The 22696-nt window shown below is 36.7% G+C and carries 10 protein-coding genes; all 10 read left to right on the top strand.

Going from position 1 to position 22696, the window contains the following annotated elements; all coding sequences use genetic code 11:
* The first annotated feature begins 244 nt into the window (after window positions 1-244).
* The gene (locus FGF67_RS07385; protein WP_139696289.1) at window positions 245-3313 is read left to right on the top strand and encodes an Ig-like domain-containing protein; all 3069 of its coding nucleotides are present in this window, start codon (window positions 245-247) and stop codon (window positions 3311-3313) included.
* A 233-nt stretch (window positions 3314-3546) separates the two neighbouring features.
* Entirely contained in the window at window positions 3547-6336 is a 2790-nt protein-coding gene (locus FGF67_RS07380; protein ID WP_139696286.1) for an alpha-L-rhamnosidase, read from the top strand.
* 3 nt (window positions 6337-6339) lie between these two features.
* Window positions 6340-9087 (top strand): family 78 glycoside hydrolase catalytic domain, encoded by a 2748-nt coding sequence (locus tag FGF67_RS07375; protein WP_233244028.1) that lies wholly within the window; start codon window positions 6340-6342, stop codon window positions 9085-9087.
* Between the two features lie 12 nt (window positions 9088-9099).
* Window positions 9100-10029 (top strand): family 43 glycosylhydrolase, encoded by a 930-nt coding sequence (locus FGF67_RS07370; protein ID WP_139696283.1) that lies wholly within the window; start codon window positions 9100-9102, stop codon window positions 10027-10029.
* Between the two features lie 17 nt (window positions 10030-10046).
* A complete protein-coding gene (locus FGF67_RS07365; protein WP_139696282.1) occupies window positions 10047-11573 on the top strand; it encodes a sulfatase family protein in 1527 nt (508 codons plus the stop codon).
* A 175-nt stretch (window positions 11574-11748) separates the two neighbouring features.
* Window positions 11749-13068: a sulfatase gene (locus tag FGF67_RS07360; protein ID WP_139696279.1), complete on the top strand. Its 1320-nt coding sequence runs from the start codon at window positions 11749-11751 to the stop codon at window positions 13066-13068.
* Between the two features lie 170 nt (window positions 13069-13238).
* Window positions 13239-16277, top strand: a complete 3039-nt coding sequence (locus tag FGF67_RS07355) for a sugar-binding domain-containing protein (protein WP_139696277.1) — start codon at window positions 13239-13241, stop codon at window positions 16275-16277.
* 211 nt (window positions 16278-16488) lie between these two features.
* Window positions 16489-16713, top strand: a complete 225-nt coding sequence (locus FGF67_RS07350) for a hypothetical protein (RefSeq protein WP_139696275.1) — start codon at window positions 16489-16491, stop codon at window positions 16711-16713.
* Window positions 16714-16894: 181 nt separating this feature from the next.
* Complete coding sequence (locus FGF67_RS07345) at window positions 16895-19201, top strand: glycoside hydrolase family 78 protein (protein ID WP_139696273.1); 2307 nt, start codon at window positions 16895-16897, stop codon at window positions 19199-19201.
* A 332-nt stretch (window positions 19202-19533) separates the two neighbouring features.
* On the top strand, window positions 19534-22689 hold the full coding sequence (locus FGF67_RS07340) for a T9SS type A sorting domain-containing protein (protein WP_139696271.1): 3156 nt from the start codon (window positions 19534-19536) through the stop codon (window positions 22687-22689).
* Window positions 22690-22696: the final 7 nt, after the last annotated feature.

Here is a 22696-nt window from a genome sequence, read left to right as displayed (position 1 = left end):
TTTATTGTGTTTTGTCGATTAATACTTTTTTGTTTTCTTTTTGTTGCTTTTTTCTTACATTATTGCTGAATCTATTGATTTTGTTTATGTAAATGGATAATATGTCATTTTTATTACACGTTTAATGTCAAAATCATCAGGATTGTACAGGATAGTTCATTTGTAATTATTTTAATACTTACTTCTATTATGCATTAGTGTAACGGCTAATGCTAGTATTAATTAACTTAAACATTAATAGCAGATGAACAAAATTACCAGAACAAATGTTTCAATTAAGAGCCACTTAAAGCTGGCTTTGGCTTTATGTATTTTTTTTAGCTCAGTAAACGTGTTTCTTGCTCAAGTACAGTTAGAACAAGAAATAAAAATTTCAGATTTAGGTCTTTATTTTGATGGAAGTAAAGTAACCGGAGGAGCTTCAAACACCGGAGAAACAGCACCGTATGATTATTTTTTTGGCAGAGTGATTACACCGCATGGTGATTGTATTAAAGCGTACAACGAGTATGTTTTTATGACCTGGTACCGAGGTGGTAAAGCAGATCGGCATGTTATGTTAACCCGTTATAATACCAATACAGGAAGTATGGTAACTATTGAGTTTCCGCATCGCCATACGGGGTATCAAAATAAATGGTGGATCGGTGAATCGCATAACACCATTGCCGTAGGCATAAGTCCACTAGATGGTACCATTCATTTATTGTATGATATGCATGCCTACAGCGCAACAAAACCTTCAGATGGAAGTTTGGCCAACGACTATTTTAGGTATTCTTATTCTATTGCCAATGCCGCTTCTTTGCCAGATGCCGATTTTACTCTGGATAAGTTTGTACAAAACGGAAGTGGCGGCTATAAACATTTAAGAATGCCTGGAAGTGCTCCGCAGTCTGAATTTGTGGCTTTAACTTATCCGAAATTCTTTTTAAATGATGGTGGAGAACTTTTTATGCTCATGCGAGAAGGAGGAAACAATAATGGTATGTACAAATTCATAAAGTATAATGCTAGCACTGGGAATTGGGGCAATTTTACCGATTTTAATGCTTTAAATGCTAAAAGCCAGCCTGGTATTACCTATAATTGGGGACTGTATGGTGAAATGAAATATATAAATGGAAAACTGCGAATTGGTTTTCAACGTCGATCGTCCAATAATACAGATAAATTCGAGTATCAAAATGGTGTTTACTATGCTTATTCGGATAATCAGGATGGCGTTGGCGGATGGAAAAATCAGCAAGGACAAAGTTTTAGTACACCCTTATATGATGCAGACTTTATTAAAGTAATGGAACCCGGAGATTATGTGCAAACCACGCAAACGAATATGGTGCGTATTGTTGATGGATTTGATTGGACCGTGACAAGTCAAGGCGATGTACATATTATTAGTAAAGTAAAAGATAATGAGTTTAATGTTACCAAGTATTTACACACCTATAAACCTAGTGGATCTTCAAATTTCGTTACTTCAGAAGATTTTTCTGGAGCCTCGGACATTTATACAGCTGGTAACAGTATTTATATTATTGGCTTAACTTCTGGGGGGAGAGTGTTTGTTGAAAAAGCTGCAGGAGGCACTAATAACTTTACGCGTATCTATGAAGCTACTGGAGGAAAAGTGTTTAACCACGGAAAAGTGCATATCGCCAATGGTAAATTGTTTTATTATTTAATGGAAAAGCAATCGGGTAATGCACAACCAATATATCTTCAAATAATAGATTTAGATATTCCTATCGAAGTGCCATCCCATTCAGTAACATTAACTACACCTGATGATAATGCCACATATCTTGTTGGCGAACCTGTTACTATAAGTGCTAGTACAGCAGTTACCGGAGGTTCTACCATAACTAAAGTTAACTTCAGAATTAATAATGTTTTTAATAAACAAGATACTACAGCACCTTATACCTATATTTGGACACCAGATACTCCGGGTACTTATACTATTGATGCAGTGGCCTATAATGCCAATAACGAGAAGGAGTATTCAAATGTAAGAACCATTACGGTAAATGCTACGATACCTCCAGAGGTTAATTTTGTGCAACCTTCGGGAGATATAGTTTTAGATGAAGGTTATAGTTTAAGCGCAGAAGTAAATGCAACGGATGCTGATGGTACAATAGAGAAGGTTGAATTGTTTATAGACGGCATATTAATACGCCAGGAAATAGTAGCGCCTTATGAGTGGGGCCAAGCAGGAACGCCTAATTCTGAAGAATTGAACGGTTTATCGGCAGGAACCTATACACTTACGGCAATAGCAACAGATAATGATGGGTTAACCGCAGAGTCGTCTATAACGCTTACAGTAAATACAGTAGTACCACCTGAGGTTAGTTTTGTGCAACCGTCAGGAGATATAGTTTTAGATGAAGGTTATAGTTTAAGCGCAGAGGTGAATGCAACGGATGCTGATGGTACAATAGAGAAGGTTGAATTGTTTATAGATGGGACATTAATACGTGAGGAAATTGTAGCACCTTATGAGTGGGGGCAATCAGGAACGCCTAATTCTGAAGAATTAAACGGTTTATCAGCAGGAACCTATACGCTTACGGCTATAGCAACAGATAATGATGGCTTAACGGCAGAGTCCTCTATTACGCTTACGGTAAATACTGTAGGTGTGAGCATTGAGTCTGTTGAAGAAGAGCAAGGAACTAATGTGGCGGCAAATTTAATAGATGGAAATACAAGTGATGATTCGAGGTGGAGCGCTAGAGGATTTCCTAAGTCTGTTGTATTTGATTTAGGTGTAAGTCGTCAAATCACAGGAACACAAATGTGGACTTATAAGAGTAGAGCTTATCAATACAGAGTAGAAACATCAAATTCACCTGATAGCGGGTTTGTTACATTTGCAGATGAAACAGGTAATACCTCAAATGCACAACCATTAACAACCAATTCTAGCGCCAATGCACGTTATGTAAAGTTAACAATTACTGGAGCTCATAATTATAATAGCAATTGGGTAAGTATTAATGAGTTTGAAATCTTGACAGGAAGTAGTGCCAAATCGGTAGCATCAAAAATTGTATCAGTTAAAGAAAAAAATGTTGAAGTTAAAGTCTATCCAAATCCAGCAAAAGAGCGTTTTACAATTCAATTAGAAGGCATAAACAGTGCTGATTTAAAGATGTATGACATGCTAGGGAAATTAGTATACACCAAAAAACTTCAAGGAGAAACAAAGGAAGAAATTACAGAACAATTCGAATCGGGTATTTATCTGTTGAGTATTTATGATGAAGAAGGAACAATGCATACGCATAGATTAATAATAAATTAAATTGTTAAGTTGCGTTCTCATAAAAAACCAGGAATAAAATTCCTGGTTTTTTTGTGTTAAAGCCTAAATGTGACGCGCATGCATAAGTTGGTTTTAAAAGTAAATAAATATAATATCAAGACAGAGCAGGACAGTTTTTTGATAAAAAAAAAAGACCTTGCTGTTTAGTTTAATCAAGTTTTATCAGAAACTAAAAAAGAAAATAGCAAGGCTGGTTTAGGCTTTATTTAATAATGAAACGTAACTTTTTTTTTGTACTGGTATTGAGTGTTTTAGCGTATTTTTTTGCATTTTCGTTCATAAACAAAAACATTCAAGCACCACATTCTTTAACCCTCTCGGAAGGGTTTAACAATCCTATTGGGTTTTATGATTCCAGTCCAACATTTTCATGGAAATTGCCGGTTTCAGAAAATATTAAAAGTCAGTCAGCTTATCGTATTGTAGTGGCAACCAGTGAAGACCTATTGCCAAATCATGCTGATTTATGGGATTCGAAAAAGCAAAATAGTTCGCAATCTACTTTTGTGAAATATCAAGGAAAAGCGCTGGAATCAAGACAAAAAGTATATTGGCAAGTGCGTTTTTGGAATCAAGATGAAAACGCTTCTGATTGGAGTGAAACCAATGTTTTTGAATTGGGGTTGTTAAATAATGCCGACTGGAATGCCCAATGGGCAGGATTAGATACCGCAAAAGATAGTATTAAAGGGGTTAGAAATTTTTTAATGCACAGACCGCAATATTTAAGAAAAGATTTTGAATTAACATCAGATGTTGCATCAGCTAGACTATACATTACGGCAAAAGGTGTTTTTGATGTGTATTTAAATGGCAAGGATGTAAGTGATGATGTCATGACTCCGGGTTGGACACCGTACAATCATCGCATTGAGACTTTAACTTATGATGTTAGTGAGTTTCTAACTTCAGGAAAAAATGCTTTAGCGGTAGAGTTAGCTTCTGGTTGGCATTCTGGAAGAATTAGTAGAAGAACTGCACTTTATGATAATTTTGAATCACCCAAAATTCTATGCCAGTTAGAAATAATAATGAAAGATGGTTCAAAACAAACCATTATTTCTGACGAATCTTGGAAAGGTACTACAAATGGACCCATACGTTTAGCGGGTATTTACGATGGCGAAGTCTATGATGCAAATTTTGAAATGCCAAATTGGAATGCTGTTGCTTTTGATTATTCTAACTGGGAATTTGTTGAAGTTGAAGCACTTGCTAAGAATGTTAAATTAGCGCCAAAAAGACATTATACCGTAAAGAATCAAATCGTTTTAAACGATGTAGAAATTGTTTCCGTAAAAGAAAACACGGCTGTTTTTAATATGAAGCAAAATATTGTAGGCGTACCAAAAATAAAAGTGCCTATGAAAAAGGGTGATACATTAAAAATTCGCTTTTCTGAAATGTTGTTAAACGATGGTACATTTTATACCATCAACTATCGTTCTGCACATTCAACTGATTATTATATAGCAGCTAAAGACGGTGTTGTAGAGTACGTTCCAAAATTTACATTTCACGGATTTCAGTTTATAGAATTAAATGGTTATGATAAAAATGCAAAACCAGATGTGTCTTGGGTACAAGGTATAGCGCAACATTCTAATTTCCAGATAAACGGAACGTTTACATCGTCTCACGATAAATTAAATCAATTACAAAGTAATATTACTTGGGGCTTACGCGATAACTTTTTTGATATACCTACAGACTGTCCGCAACGTGATGAACGTTTGGGGTGGACTGGAGACGCCCAAGTGATAGCACCTACAGCCATGTTCAACTATGATACGCATGCCTTTTGGATGGCTTGGTTACAGAGCCTTAGGGAAAATCAGTCTGAGCACAGTGATGGGATGGTCCCTTTTATAGTGCCAGATGTATTGCAAAACAAAAAAGGAAGTCCTGGCTGGGGGGATGCTGTAGTTATAATTCCTTGGAGTATCTATAATAGCACTGGAGATAAAAGTGTGTTAGAAGAAAATTATAAAGCTGCAAAAAAATGGATAGGTTATTACAAATCTAAAATTGAAGATAAAGCGCTTATTCCTAAAATGGCTTCTTTTGGAGATTGGTTACAACCCTTTCCTTCAAAAAAAGGAAAAAGTGGGAATAGTGGAGATACTTCAAAAGAATTAATTATTACAGCTTATTTTGCTCATTCATCTCATTTGATTTCTAAAATGGCAGGTGTTCTGGGTTACAATGAGGATGTAAAAGAATTCTATAATTTATATAAATCTATTTCTAAAGTTTTTGAAAGCACTTTTTTTGATAATAATGGAAAAGTAAAAAACGGTAAGGAAACACAAACAAGTTATTTATTGGCGATTTATTTTGATTTGTTAAAACCAGAAAACAAACTAAAAGCAAAAAAACACTTGCTTGAAGAAATTAAGAATACTGATTATCATTTAGGAACAGGTTTTTTAGGAACACCAATTTTACCTAAGGTTTTAGATAATATGGGCGAAATTGATTTGATGTACAAAATTCTATTTAAAGAAACTTATCCATCATGGTTTTACTCTATAAATCAAGGGGCAACCACCATGTGGGAACGTTGGAATAGTTTTAGTATATCAGGTGGTTACAACGCGCAAAGCATGAATAGCTTAAACCATTATGCATACGGCGCAATTGGCCAATGGATGTATGAGCGTATCGCTGGATTAGCTCCTTTAGAGCCGGGATATAAGAAAATTAGAATTGCACCTTTGCCAAATACAGAGTTTTTAACCTCGGCATCAGCAACAGTGAACACACCATATGGAAAGGCATCATCATCTTGGACCATCGAAAATGGTACATTTTATTTAAAAGCAATAATTCCACCCAATACATCTGCCCAAATAAGTATACCTTATGGAAATGAAGCTGGTTTACATGTAAACGGAACTGTATATAAAGAATTTTCAGATGTTCAGCATAGCAATACAGATAAAACGTCAATAACTATTTTGGTAGAGCCAGGAACTTATAATATTCAAACTAAAATTTAAGACATGCCTAAAAAATCAAATCTCTTTTATGTAGTATTCAGCATGAGTTGTTTTATTGTATTAGGATTAAGTTCTTACAAAGAAGAACAAAACATTAAAGCAGCTGAAAATCTTAGGGTTTCTGAAGGTTTTGAAAATCCTTTAGGTTTTTATGATGCTACACCAACATTTTCGTGGAAATTACCAATTTCAGAAAGAGTTTTAAGTCAGTCGGCATATCAAATCGTAGTGGCTAGCAGTCCAGATTTATTACCAAATCATGCCGATTTATGGGATTCTAGTAAGCAAATGACAGACCAGTCTGTTTGGGTGAAATACCAAGGTAAACCTTTACAATCACGTCAAAACGTATATTGGCAAGTAAAATATTGGAATCAATATGAAGAAGCTTCTAAATGGAGTAAAGTCAGTCATTTTGAGTTGGGCTTGTTAAGTAATAGCGATTGGAAAGCCAAATGGATTGGATTAAATACCAAAAAAGAAAAAGTGATGGGCAGTCAAGACAATATCATTCACAGACCACAATATTTAAGAAAAGGTTTCGAGTTGTCTAATGAGGTGGCTTCGGCGCGATTATACATAACCGCAAAAGGGGTGTTTGATGTGAGTATTAATGGCCAAGATGTTAGTGATGATGTGATGCCACCCGGTTATACACCTTACCAAGAACGCGTAGAAACCATCACTTATGATGTTACTGATTTTATCGAATCGGGGCAAAATGTGATTGGCGCAGAGTTAGCCGCTGGTTGGCATTCCGGACGTTTAGGTTGGATGAAATCCTATTGGAGTGATACCGAAACACCCAAATTACTGTGTCAGTTGGAGTTGACCATGACCGATGGCTCTAAAGAAATGATTTTATCTGATGAAACTTGGAAAGGCACCACCAAAGGACCTATTCGATTTTCAGAGATTTATGATGGCGAAACTTATGATGCTAATTTTGAAATGCCCGATTGGAATACGAATAATTTTAGTGATAAAACCTGGGAGAATGTTAACGCATTTCCGATAGTAGAATCCATTCGATTAGAGCCCAAAAGGCATACCACTGTAAAATCTAAAATAGAATTACCAGCAAAATCTATGATTAAAAACGATGGGACTTTAATTTTCGATTTTGAACAAAATATGGTGGGTGTACCACTGCTTAAAGTCCCGATGAAAAAAGGACAAACATTAAAAATTCGATGTGCAGAAAAACTATCGCCTGACGGTACTTTTTATACTGAAAACTACCGAAGTGCCGAATCAACTAACCATTACACGGCCTCAGAAGATGGTATCATAGACTGGATGCCCAAATTCACTTTTCATGGGTTTCAATATATTGAGTTAAGTGGTTTTGATACCTCCGTTGAGCCTTCAACTGATTGGGTTACCGGTATGGTGCAGTACTCCGATTTTGATGAAAACGGAACTTTTATATCATCACATGGAAAACTCAATCAATTACAAAGCAATATTGTTTGGGGTTTACGAGGTAATTTTTTCGATATTCCTACCGATTGTCCACAGCGTGATGAGCGTATGGGCTGGACGGCCGATGCGCAGGTATTTGCACCAGCATCTATATTTAACGCCGATGTATATCGTTTTTGGGCCAGTTGGCTTCAAAGTGTGAGAGAGTCGCAATTTGAAAATGGCGGTATTCCTTGGGTGGTGCCAGACGTGTTATTCAACAATAAAGTAAGTGCCGGTTGGGGAGATGCATGTACTATTATTCCGTGGAAAATATATTTAAGAACAGGCGATAAAACCATATTAGACGATAATTTTGAAATGATGAAAGCCTGGGTAGATTACCATGAATCCGTTTCAAAAAATTACATATCGAAAATGGGTGGTTTTGCCGATTGGTTGCAACCGCTTCCAGAAAATGGCGATAATAAAGGCGATACATCACACAGTTTAATTGGTACCGCTTTTTTCGCGCATTCGGCACGACTTACAGCCAAAACTGCGAAAGCTTTAGGTAAAATTGAAGCCTATGAAAAGTACAACGCTTTATATCAAAATGTGGCTCAAGCCTTCGAAAATCATTTCTTCGAGAATGGGAAAGTTAAAGAAGTTTCAGAAACCCAAACTTCGTATTTATTAGGAATGGCTTTTGATTTGATTTCCGAAGAAAATAAAGCGAATGCTAAAAAACACTTGTTAGAAAAAATAGCAGAAGCTGATAATCATTTGCGTACCGGATTCTTAGGAACACCATTATTATATGAAGTTTTAGATGAAACCGGAGAAATCGATTTGATGTACCAATTACTGTTCAATGAAACCTATCCGTCGTGGTTCTATTCCATCAATCAGGGAGCGACCACCATTTGGGAACGTTGGAACAGTTATAGTAAGGAAGAAGGATTCAACCCAATGAAAATGAATAGCTTAAATCATTATGCTTATGGTGCCGTTGGCGAATGGATGTATGAACGCATTGCAGGTATTGCGCCACTTGAGGCGGGTTATAAAACCATTAGAATTGCCCCAGAACCTAGACATCCACTTACTTCGGCTTCAGCATCGTTAAACACACCTTATGGTAAAGTGTCATCATCATGGGAAATAAAAGATGGAGTATTCAAGCTTAATACAACAATTCCACCAAATTCAACCGCGATAGTGACACTTCCGGGTAATGCCGATGCTGTTGAAGAATCCAGTCAGGTAAAACCTTCAGCCAATTCAAACGGTAAATCAGAATTTGTTGTGCAACCAGGGAACTACACCTTTCAATCACAATTGTAAAACATTTTAATCATGCAACAATTACATTTTACTTATACTTGGGTTTTAGTGCTATTATTTTCAGGATTTGTGGCTGTGAGTCAAAACGAAGAGAATAATCCAGTAATTCGTCATGTTCGCACCGCCGATCCGTCGGCTCATATTTGGAAGGATGGCAAGGTTTGGATGTACACCTCACAAGACATGGAAGATGCCACTTTTTATGATTCTATGGATGGTTATCATGCCTTTTCTTCAACCGATATGGTAAATTGGACAGACTACGGGGAAGTTTTGCACTCAAGAGATATCCCTTGGGGCGCTAAGGGTTGGATGTGGGCACCAACTGCCATTTACAAGAATAACAAGTATTATTTATTGTATCCGCATTCCGTAGCGGGATCAAAGGAAGATATGCGCTGTGGCGTGGCTGTTAGTGATGTTCCGGAAGGCCCTTTTAAGGATATAGGATGGATTGAAGGGGTTGAAGGACAGTGGTTAGACCCCTGTGTGTTTGAAGATGATGATGGCAAAGTGTATTTGTATTGGGGTGTTCGTGAGCCTAAAGTGGCACGATTAAAAGATAATCTTTTAGAATTAGCTGAAGCACCCAGAACTATTGAATATGGTAACACCAATTTTTTTGAAGCCAGTTATATGCATAAGCGGAATGGTGTTTACTATTTTTCGTACAATGCCGGATTAGGCGGTTTTTACGGAATGGCTGATAACCCCTATGGTCCTTTTGAATACAAAGGCGGTATAAACCCCAAACAACGACAAGATCATCACTCCATTGTTAATTATAAAGGACAGGATTATTTTTTCTACCATTGGCAAAATTGGAATGGCGGTTCAAAATTTAGCAGAAATACATGCATAGAGTATTTGTATTATAATGAAGACGGCACCATTCAGGAGATATACGCAACTAAGGAAGGTGTTAAAAAAATTACCGAATAAAACGATTCAATTCAATAATGAAAACTAAAATATTATCCGTTAGCGTTTTTATGGCTTTAGCCCTTTTAACAGGGTGCAAAAATCAGACAGAAAAGGCCGAAAACAATCAAAATCAAGAAACCAAAAAACCAAACATTGTTTATATTCTTACCGATCAATGGCGCGGTTCTGCTGTGGGATATGATGGAAACCCGGATGTTAAAACGCCAAATCTAGATAACTTCGCTCAAGAATCGGTTAATTTTACAAATGCGGTTTCGGTAACGCCCGTTTGTACGCCACACCGAGCGGCTTTGTTTACAGGAAGATTTCCTACCACTACAGGAATGATTGTCAATGACGTGTATCTACCAGCCGAAGAATTAACCATGGCAGAAATTTTTAAAGACGCTGGATACAACACCGCCTACTGGGGGAAATGGCATTTAGATGGTCACGGCCGTTCAACATACATTCCGGAGGAAAGACGTCAAGGTTTCCAGTTTTGGAAAGGTCTTGAGTGTTCACACAATTACACTAAAATGCCATATTATGATAATAACAACCCCGAACTAAAACACTGGAATAAGTATTCGCCTTTTGCCATTGTTGAAGACGCAGCAAAATACCTGAAAGCGCATGCGAATGATGAAAAACCATTCTTAGCGGTTGTATCAATTGCAACACCGCACTATCCGCATAATTCGGCTCCTAAGAAATATAAAGCTATGTATCCTAAAGATAGTTTAACGCTAAACCCGAATATTACCGAAAAATATGCAGAAAGATGCCGAGAAGAGCTTCAAGGTTATTATGCACACGCCACAGCTACCGATGAGGCGATTGGCCGTTTGCTTAAGGAAATAGATGCTTTAGGCTTAACGGAAAAAACCATCATCGTGTTTTCATCAGATCATGGCGAAATGATGGGCGCTCACGGCGTGAAACCCTTTGTGAAACAATTGGCTTGGGATGAATCTATTCGTGTGCCATTTTTAATTAAATATCCTGGTATTGATAAGCAAAAAGGAGCGGTTGTTAATGCGCCCATAAACACTCCAGATATTTTACCGTCACTACTAGGCCTTTTAAATATTAGTATTCCTGAAACCATTGAAGGCGAAGATTTATCCGAATTAATTAAAAATCCGGATCCTGAGGTCGATCGCGCTGCTTTAGTTATGAATGTAGCACCTTTTGGAGCTAATTTTAACGATGCTCCCTACAGAGCGATTCGCACCAGACAATATACCTATGCTATAACGCCCGATGGCCCAAGCATGCTGTATGATAATGTAAAAGACCCGTTTCAAATGACGAACCTGTTGGGGAAACCAGAATGGCAAGAGCTTCAAAATTCATTGGACGTAAAACTAAAAGCAGAACTAGTAAAAATAGGCGATGAGGTGCATCCAAGAGAATATTATTTAAAGAAATATAATTACACCTTTGACGAGAAAAAGCACGCTATTCCGTTCTGGGGATTTAACGAAGGCAAAGGTAAGCTCAAAAATGTTGGAAGTTCCAAACCTCGAGTACAATCGCCAAGACCAGTGTCAAATTAAATAATTATAATGATTAACGTACATTTCAAATAATAATCGATGAAAATTTGTAGTAAAATAGCATTACTAGTATTCGTTATACTAAACGGATTTAACATAAAAGCGCAAAACCAGCAACCCAATATTCTAGTTTTTTATATTGATGATTTAAGAACCGAACTGGGTTGCTACGGCAGTGACCGCAATTACACCCAATATTGATAAATTGGCTTCTGAAGGCTTACAATTCAATAAAGCCTATGCACAACAAGCCATTTGCGCGCCGTCTAGAATGAGTATGCTTACCGGTTTACGTCCAGAATCATTGGGTATATACAGTATTTTCACACCACTTCGTAAAATAAACAAAGACGTGGTAACATTACCCCAATTATTCAAACCAAACGGTTACAAAACCATAAGCACAGGTAAGGTATATCATCACACTGTCGATGATAAGGATAGTTGGTCGCAATTGGTGGTAAGACCATCAAAACGCTATTTGAAACCAGAAAGTTTACAAGCTATAGCCGAGCTTGAAGCGAGTGGAAAAAAGAATCCCAAAGGGCCAGCTTTTGAAGATGCTGATGTTGCTGATGAAGCCTACGTCGATGGCGAAATTGCCCAAAGTGCCATAAAAATGCTTCATAAATATAAAGACGATAAGTTTTTAATGTTCGTTGGGTTTACCAAACCGCATTTGCCCTTTAATGCTCCCAAAAAGTATTGGAATTTACACGAGCCAAGCAAGTTCAATATACCTTCTAAAGAAAAACCAAAGGATGTGTACAGATTGGCCTTGAGCAAATGGGGCGAGCTTAAAGGATATCATGGTATTCCTGAGGAAGATCCTTTAAACGATGATATTACCCGTAGGTTAATACACGGTTACCATGCCGCTGTGAGTTATATGGACGCTCAAGTTGGTAAAGTTTTGCAAACCCTGGAAACCTTAGAATTACGAGATAATACCATGATTATTTTTATGAGTGATCACGGTTATAAAATTGGCGAATACGGTACTTGGTGTAAGCATTCTAATATGGAAATTGATGTTCGTGTGCCTCTAATTATCAGCAGAGAGCGAAGTCATGCACAAGCTAGTCGTGGTAAAACTTCTGATGCTTTAGTGGAAAATGTTGATATTTTTCCAACCTTAACCGATTTATGTGGCATCAAAGGGCCTAAATTTGATGGGCGAAGCATTTTACCCGTTTTGCAGCAACCCAATACACCATTTGATGAGATGGCTTCAAGCGTCTATGCCAGAGGAAAAGATATCATGGGATGCACGGTTACCGATGGGCAATGGCGCTATACAGAATGGCGTAACTCTAAAACTCATGAGATTCTTAGTGCCGAATTATACGAGCATAAAAATAGCTTGCTTTCTTTTGAAAATCTATCAGGACAAGAGGCTTTTCAAGCGGTAGAAGAAAAAATGAAAGCCCTTATGGCAAAGCAATTTCCTAGAGATGCAGCACCATTTTTACAAAATGATTTACCAAGGAAATAAATAGTTTAGGGTTTAATTGTAAATCTGATAAAAAATTAGCGTGAATAAGACTTCTTTGCGAAAAGTGGAAAAATAAAAGTTTTACATGATAGTACAGGACACAACAGGATTATTTCTTTGTGTAGAACGGTTAAATTTGGTAGTATTAAATTCTATTGAACAACAAACCCATGAGAAAATCCGTAACTGTCTTATTTGTAGTAGTTTGTGTAGCCTTTGGTTATGCCCAACGCCAAGTAAAGAGTTTTAATGACAATTGGTATTTTATCCTTGAAGATGACCCATCATTTTCAGAAGAAACTTTTGATAATTCCACTTGGAAAAATTTAAATATTCCCCACGATTGGTCTTTTGAAAAAGGCGTAAGAAAAGGTGGGGATCAAGGCCAAGGTGGTGGTTACCATGATGGCGGTATTGGTTGGTATCGTAAGAATTTTGAAGTCTCAAAAGCGAGCTTATCAAAAATCACATACATTAATTTTGATGGTGTTTACATGAATAGTGATGTTTATGTAAATGGGCAGCATTTGGGCAAGCGCCCTTATGGTTATATTAGTTTTAGGTATGACATTTCAAAATATTTAAAAGAAGGCCAAAACAGCATCGCCGTTCGGGTTGATAATAGTTTAGAACCTTCAGCCAGGTGGTATCATCCATGTGGAATTTATGCGGCCGTTAAGCTCATTGAGGTAAATCCAACACATTTTAAACCGAATAGTATTTTTATTACTACGCCAACTATAGAAGCTGATAAAGCAGCGGTAAATATTGATGCTGAAGTTAACGGAAATCTTAAAAATTTAGATTATGAGGTTGAAATTTATGCGCCAGACGGAACGCTTCTAAACACAGAAAAAGCAAAGATTAAATATGCCAAAAACACCTTAGTTGTTGAGGTTGAAAATCCGAATTTATGGAGTCCAGAAACACCAACCTTATACAAAGCCATTACCAGAGTAAAAAAAGGGAAGAAAATCATTGATGAGGTTGAAACGATTTTCGGATTCAAAACCGTAGAATGGAAATCAGAAACCGGATTTTGGCTTAATGGCGAAAATGTAAAGCTGAAAGGTGTTTGTGAACACTGGGAAGGTGGCCCTGTTGGTGGGGCGTGGACTAAACCGCTTTTACGGTGGAAACTACAGTTGTTAAAAGACATGGGTATTAATACAATTCGTCCGTCGCATAACCCAACACCACCTATGTTTTACGATATCTGTGATGAAATTGGTTTACTGGTTATGGATGAAATTTTTGATGGCTGGCATAAAAAAGCAGCTGAAGATTACGGTAAACAAGCCTTTGATGAATGGTGGCAGCGTGATGTAACCGAATGGATTACCAGAGACCGTAACCACCCCAGCATTTTTGTTTGGAGTTTAGGTAATGAAACGCACAGCGATGTGGCGCCAGAATTGGTTAGCTTTGGTAAATCTCTAGACCCAACACGTTTATTTACTTCAGGAGCTGGAAATCCTGAAGATATGGATATACAAGGCGTAAATGGCGGGTCGGAAACAAAATCGTTCATAGATAGACAAAATGAAATAGAGTTAGAAAAACCATTTATTTCTACCGAAGCGCCTCATACCTGGCAAACCAGAGGTTATTACAGAACCCATACCTGGTGGCGCGATAATGAATTGCCTGGTACTTATGAATTGCCAAATCTCACAGAAAAGGAAATTTTCTTTTACGAAGGTTTAAACCCCAAGGATTGGCGAAACAGAAAACAACGTTTCAATTCTTCTTATGATAATGCTACGGTACGCGTTTCAGCAAGAAAATATTGGGAAGTGATGCGTGATACTCCATGGCATAGTGGACATTACCGTTGGACTGGTTTCGATTATTACGGCGAAGCAGGTTTAGTACATGGTGGTTTGCCTTTTAACCTCTTTATGGGTGGTGCTCTTGATGTGGCTGGTTTTGAAAAAGATTTATACTATTTCTACCAAAGCCAATGGACCACAGAACCTATGATTCACATGTTACCGCATTGGTCGCATCCAAGAATGGAGAAAGGCACAGTAATTCCGGTTTGGGTATATTCGAACACCGAAGAGGTGGAACTCTTCTTAAACGGAAAATCTTTAGGGAAAGATAAACCGGGAACCGTTTGGAATGAAATGCAATGCGAGTGGATGGTGCCTTACCAAGAAGGTAAACTTGAAGCTGTTGCTTATATTGATGGCAAAGAAGTGAAACGTACCTCGTTTAGAACAAGTGCCCAGCCTTCAAAACTGAAATCCTCTCTGGAAAAATTAGAGGCAGAAGACGGATTTAATTCATGTTTTATTATCACCTCAGAAAGTTTAGATGCTCAAAATAATTTGTATCCATACGGCGAAAACAAAGTGTATTATCATATTTCCGGCGATGTGAAAAAGATTTCAATGGAAAATGGAAATCCTATCGATCCTACAAGTCGTACCAAATCTGATTTCAGAAGTTTATTCTTCGGAAAAACACGTTTATTCCTGAGAGCTTTACCAAATGGGAAATCAGCATCCGTGTTTTCCGGTGCTATTTTAGGTGATAAATCCTTGTATACTTCCAATATGATTACTATATCTGTTAATCAGATTTCTATTTTAAAAGAAGCTAATATTTCAGATTTAGAGATTAATTATACTGTTGATGGCAGTGACCCAGAAATAACAGGAAAGCGATACAAGGGTGCTTTTAAAGTGGAAGATGGCACAACTGTAAAAGCTATTGTCAAACAAAATGGTAAAACTGTTTTGTCTATGGAAGAAACCTTTGGTAAAAGCGAAGGTTTGTTTTGGGGCGACGAACATTCTGCTGATATGTGGATTGGGAGAGGTGTGAATATTTCTGCGGAAGATGGCATTTTAACAGGAACAGCACAAGCAAGTACAGGCGCACACAGATTTAAAGGCTCAGGTTTTGTTGATTTTAAAGGCGGCGAAGGGTCTATTACCTGGTACCAAGAAAATGACGGCGAACCTGGAGATTACAGTATTCGTTTTAGATACATGCATAATAATGAACGGAAATTACACCCAATGAAATTGTATGTAAATGATGAATATGTAAGAGATATAGAATTTAAAGCAACAGGCGGTTGGGAAAAAGAATGGAAGTTTGTACCAACCATCATCGTTCTGCAATCTGGAGCAAACAATATCAAGCTAGAAACCACTGGAGAAAGTGCTCCGTTTATTGATGAGTTGTTTATAGATTAAGAGCATGTATACTATAATAACAATTATTAGCATATTGCTATTGGTTAACGTTCTATTGATGATGTTTAGTTGTAATAGAGATGGAAAGGGATAGATAGAGCTCTTCTAGAAGACGATAACAGGTTAAAAAAAGACGTGCGAATCACTTGAAAAGCTATGGAAATAAAATAAATATGAGTTTTAAATGAGGTCATACAGAACCTTTCTGTTCATGGTACTTACACTAATTACTATAAATAATTGCGATAATTTTGAAGAAAGATTTGGTTTAGACGTTCAATATCCATCTGATTTAGTACAATTCCATAACAATGTATTGGAGTATTATGTTAATGAAGAAAGAGATGACACCAATATCGAGCAGTTATTGCAAAGTTTTCAAGAAGATGTCTCATGGTCAACCATAGATTATATCATTAAAGTACGTGGTGGTTGACTAGTAAAAAATCATTTAAAACATGTTCAAACCTTAACAGTAAACTATAAAAATAAAGCCTTAAAATATTATCTAGATAAGAACCTATCAATAAAAATCCATCAAGGTTTAAATAACAATACCATAACCAACGGGTAATGAAGCAAGAAAAACAGTTCGTTTACAATTACAAAATAACATCATGAAGCAAATAGTAATCTACCTATGGTGTTTGTGCTCTGCAGCGCAAGTCATTCAAGTAAAAGATTTAAAATGTGAATTACAAAGTAACCCAACGGGAATAACTTCGGCTAGACCATTTTTTAGCTGGACTTTTATTGGGGACAGTATTAGTCAAGAACAGGGCGGTTTTCGTATTATGATGGCCACAAGTATTGAGAAATTAAAGTATCCAGATCTTTGGGATACAGGACCAACTAGCAAGTCAGAGACAGGGCCATACCAATATCTAGGTGAACCCTTAAGATCAGGACAAAAAGTATACTGGAGAGTTACTGTATGGGGCAATAATCGAGGAGTGTGTCATAGCGAACCTGCTTGGTTTGAAATGGGAGACATTGTAAATCAAGAAAAAGCCTTTGAACCTCCCGTTTTTGAGCAAGAGAATGGTGTCGTGAAAATTACTTTAAGCCCAGAAGATGAAGGGCGTACTTTTGAAGGTATTGGTGGTGTAAGTGCTGGTGCTTCAACCGATTTGTTATACGATTATAAAGACCCATACCGAGACCATATTCTCGACATGCTTTTTAAACCTAAATTTGGTGCTGGCTTTCAGCATTTAAAAGTAGAAATGGGTGGTGGTGAAAACTCTACTTGTGGTTCTGAACCATCTCATGCCATTACGCGCGAAGAATTAAAGAATCCTATTTCTAGAGGTTATGAGTTTTGGCTTATGAGAGCGGCTAAAGACAAGAACCCCAACATGATTTTGGAATATCTACCATGGAGTTTTCCAGGGTATTTAAAATCTAATATTTATACTAAAGAATCTGCGGAGTATTTTGTTACGTTCCTCGATGTAGCAAAAAGGGATTGGGATTTAGATATTGATTGGGTAGCAGCAGCAGAGAATGAAAACTATACCGATCGTGATTGGCTGGTAAATGAAGTACGTCCTTTGTTAGATGCAAGGGGTTATAAGAATGTCAAGATTCAAGGGCCTGATGATAATAGTGGTGACTGGCAAATATTTGAAGAATTGGAAAAGGACCCCGAATTTGATAAAGTTATTGAGGCTGCTGGGTATCATTACGTTACGGGCAGAGAGTTTACCGAAGATATGGTAGATGGCCGTGGGCGCCCAACAACAGCAAAGGCCAAAGCATCAGGTACGCCATTGTGGGCTAGTGAAGATTGGAGCTGGACGGGTAAGGACTGGGGCGGAGCTGGAGCTTTGAATTTAGCGCGTATATACAACAAGTTTTATATTAGAGATAAAATAACCAAAACACTAATTTGGGCGCCAATAGGCTCCATTTATAAATCGGTAACCTGGGATAAAGCAGGAGCCATGAAAGCCAACAATCCTTGGAGTGGCTATTATGAAGTGTGGCCAACAATTTGGGCTACTGCTCATACCACACAATTTGCGGAGGCTAATGATTGGCAATATTTAGATGAAGCTTGTGGATTGTTTGATGCGTCAACTTATAAAGGTAGTTGTGTTACCATGAAAAATAAAAATGGTTCAGACTGGAGTATGATTATCTGTACTGAAGAACCTGAGACTATTGAAGTAGCGATTGAAGAAGGTTTGTCTAAAACCCTTGTAAATATTTGGAAATCGAGCGAAGAAGAACAGTTTGTTCAGCTTGAAAGCATAGAGCCAAAGAACGGTTTATTCACAATTAAACTAGACCCTAAGTGTATTTATTCATTAACAACAACAACAGGTCAACAAAAAGGAGAATACAGTATACCGGAAGAAACACCATTTCCATTCCCGTATAAAGAAGATTATGAGGACCGGAAAGTTGGTGACTTACCAAAATACCATTCAGACCAAACAGGTAGTTTTGAAATTGTACAAAAAGAAGATGGAACCAATTGTTTAAAGCAAATAAATCCGGAGCAAGGTTATGATTGGATGCGCGTGTATCGCCGTTCAAACATAAAACCCAATACGTTGATTGGTGATGTAACATGGACGAATTTTACCTGTAGTGTAGATGTTTTTATAGAGGGTGGTAATGTAGAACTGGGCGGTCGTGTTCAAGGGAGTTATTTGAAAGGTTATAGATTCATGCTTGAAAAAAACGGAAATTGGACGCTAGTTTTCGATAAGCAGACCCTTGCAAAAGGGAGCATTGAAAATTTTGATGGTAATGTATGGCATCAATTGAAATTGACATTCAAGGACAAAGCAATAGAAGCTTTTGTGGATGGTCATACCATAACAAAAGTTAGCCATAACAAAAAGTCTGGTTATGTAATGTTAGGAAGCTCATATGATGGTAATTTATTCGATAATCTTGAAGTAAAGCCGTAACAGAAAGAGATATATTTTGATGAAGTTTTAATGAGAAGAGTTCTGAATCATTTGCTTTTTTCGTTAAAGTGTTAATGGGTTGCAATCCTATAGCGTTAACTTATATAAGTTTACCCAAAAAACAGGACAGTTAAGGATAGTTTTGCCGCTAAACCCAACTAAATTCGAGGTTTCTGATATTTAAGCATTCGAGGCGCATTACATTTTGTTAAAGGAGAAACTTTTTAGGTTCTAAAATGGTATGTGTAGTACTAAAAACCTTGTAGTCTTTTATGATTGACATATAATTAATCTGAAAAATGAAATTGAATAAATAAATTAAAACTAGAAAAATGAAAAATATACTCTTTGTATTATTCTTACTAAAGGTGATGTTTGTGTCTGCACAATCTTTACAACATCCTATCATTCATATAACCGCTGATGAACGTGCAGAAGTGTTAGATAAAATAAATAAATACAGTTGGGCTCAATTTGCACAAAATGAACTAAAGAAAAACGTAGATGCTAAAGTGGCTGCGCATAAATCAAATCCAGCACAAACGATTAATGCAATTATTGCTTTGGCTGTTGATGATAATCTTGCAGAAAGCGAAGTTGGAAGTGCAAATAACGAACATTTTAAAGTATTAAGTTCAGCAGCACATGCAGGGATGCTTTACTATTTAACAGAAGATGAAGATTACGCGCAATATGCAGCTGATATAATTTGGCATTATTTTCAAGAATTAGCACCTAGAACTCCTGAAACAACTGCTATTTGTGGTAATTACTTTTTCGATCCAAGAAGTACATACCCTTATTTGGCATACGCCTATGATTTTATTTATAATTTTTTAAACACTCCAGGAACTCAAGTTTATGATAAAACTGCTGGTACACGCATAGCTTACAGTAATGAAACCGCACAAAAAGCAATGAAAAATGTTGCAGGAAATGCATTGTTAGAATCTGGTGGAGTAGATAACAAGTATGGTAAATTGGTTTCCAATCACCCAATTCTTACTGCTCCTGGAGCTTTAGCAGCAATTCTATGTATAGATGACGATACTGAAAGAGAACGTCTTTTTAAAGTTTTTTGGGATACAGGAACACAAAGACAAAATTCTTTTACAAGAACAGTGATGCCAATCTTTGGCGAACAAGGTATTTGGCCAGAATCTACAAGTTATAGTTTTATGTCTCGTATTCAATTGGTGTTAAATATGGTAGATAGAATTAAACCAGAATTAGACGTAATTCCTCAATACAGGAATGTTTTGGATGGAGTATTCTTATTTGAGAACCTTCGTCATCCAAATAGGTCTTATGTGCGTTATGGCGATTCCAAACGCTATAATGATGGATCTAAATCTTTATTCAGATATGTATTAAGTATTGCAAAAAGAAAAGGATATACTGATTTACAAGATAAAGCAGAAACTGCACTAGCACAATACTATAATGTTGAAGGTGGACGAAATCAACCTTTTGGCACTTCAGCTTTTGGTGGTCTAGATCATCTTGGTTTATTTTGGGGAGAAGAATTTCCACTGAATTCAACTCAGAAATTTGACTATAAACCAACAGTTATCGTTAAGCATGCAGGTGTTGCTTTGCAACGTAATTACACAGAAACTAACAATGAGTTATATGGTTTATGTGGTATTATTGGTGGCGCACATTATGTCCATTCACATGCCACTGGTATTACAATGGAGTTATATGGCCTAGGTGATATCATGGCACCTAATGGAGGTATGCCTATTTCTGTAGCTGAACGAAAATTACCAATACACACTAATTATTTTAGAATTTATGCAGGGAATAACACTGTAATTGTCAATGGGAACTCCAAAGGAAGACAAAGTGGTTCATGGGCAAGCAATTCTTATGTATGGCAAAATACAACAGTTAATAAAGCAGCGGAACCAGCGCATCTAGAGGATCCTTTGAGTACAAATTTTAGTTTTGCTACTCAGTTTTTAGATGATAATATAAATAATTGTGATCAACAACGTACGTTAAGTACGATTAGAACTAGTCCAACAACAGCATATTATTTTGATATCTTTCGTTCAAAGTCATTAAACACAAATAATTTTCATGACTATATTTATCATAACATTGGAGATGCTACGACTATTAAAACTTTAGATGGTTCAACCCTTCCAGTTTCCGCAACGAACCGATATCAAAACGATGTAGGAGATCCAGTACAATCTCCAGGTTGGCGCTTTTTTGAAAATACAAATGTTACAGAACCAACAAATGAAGCTTTACACATTCGTTTCGATTTAGATGCAACTAATTCTTATATGAATATGTTTGCACCTGCTGGAGTTACTCGAGAATATACAAAGGCATTAGGGCCTGCAACTCGAGAAGCACTAAACGGCTATGTAAAAAAGAAAACACAAGTTTTAGCCATTAGGCAACAAGGTGAAGCTTGGGATAAACCATATGTATATGTTTTTGAACCTTCAAAATCTACAAACCCTAGTGTAAAGTCAGTTTCACACATAATGGATGGTGAGGTTATTGCAGGCGCAAAAGTCATTTCAGAAGTAAATGGTGCTAAAATAACAGATTACATATTCTCTAATGCTTCTAGTACTTCAGTTTCTCATCTTGATATTAATTTTACAGGTGAATTTGGTATCGTACGTACAGCAATAAAAGATGGAAAAACAAATGTTTCTTTGTATTTAGGAAAGGGTAGTACCCTAAAATTTTTGGATGAAATAATTACTGGAGATACACAAGATAAAGCCTTTAAGGAATTTGTATTAAATTATGAATATTTTTCTAATATACCTGAAAATAATTTTAGAATTGAAGTTAATAGTGAAACATGTTCTGGTAAGAATAATGGAAAAATAACAATAAACGCTTTAGAGAAATTTAACTATGAAGTTTCATTAAATAATGTTAATTATGAGTTTACAAATCAAACAGTAATTGAAAATTTAACTCCTGGAAGCTATGATTTTTGTATTGGTATTTCAGGGAACGAATTTAAACAATGCTATCAAGTAACTGTTGATGAAGCACCGGCCTTAACGGGTAAAATTAGTAGCACCAAAACAGGAAAAGTAGCCATTGAAATAGAAAAAGGAAACGCACCATTTAAGGTAATTAAAAATGGTGTACTCGTTTTAGAAACGGCTGCTACGCAGTTTACAATTGATGGGGAGCAAGGCGATGAGATTGTAGTAAAATCAGATGCTGAATGTCAAGGTAAAATCATGTCAACAATTGATTTCTTGTCCAACGTTCAAGTGTATCCCAACCCAACTCAAAATACATTTACTATTGTCTCAGGTAAGGCTGATTGGGCTCAGGTTAGTATTTACAATATACTTGGCTTGCAGGTATACTCAAATAATCAGGTACAAAATAAACTAGTCTTAAATGCGCAAGATCATCATATGACCAGCGGAATGTATTTTGTAAGTATTCAAAATCAAGATGGCAAAATACATACCTTTAAATTAATGATCGATTAATTCAGAA

Source organism: Allotamlana fucoidanivorans (genome assembly GCF_006265225.1).
Lineage (GTDB): Bacteria > Bacteroidota > Bacteroidia > Flavobacteriales > Flavobacteriaceae > Allotamlana > Allotamlana fucoidanivorans.
Note: the sequence above shows the minus strand (reverse complement) of the source record. Positions and strands in the feature narration are given on the sequence as shown.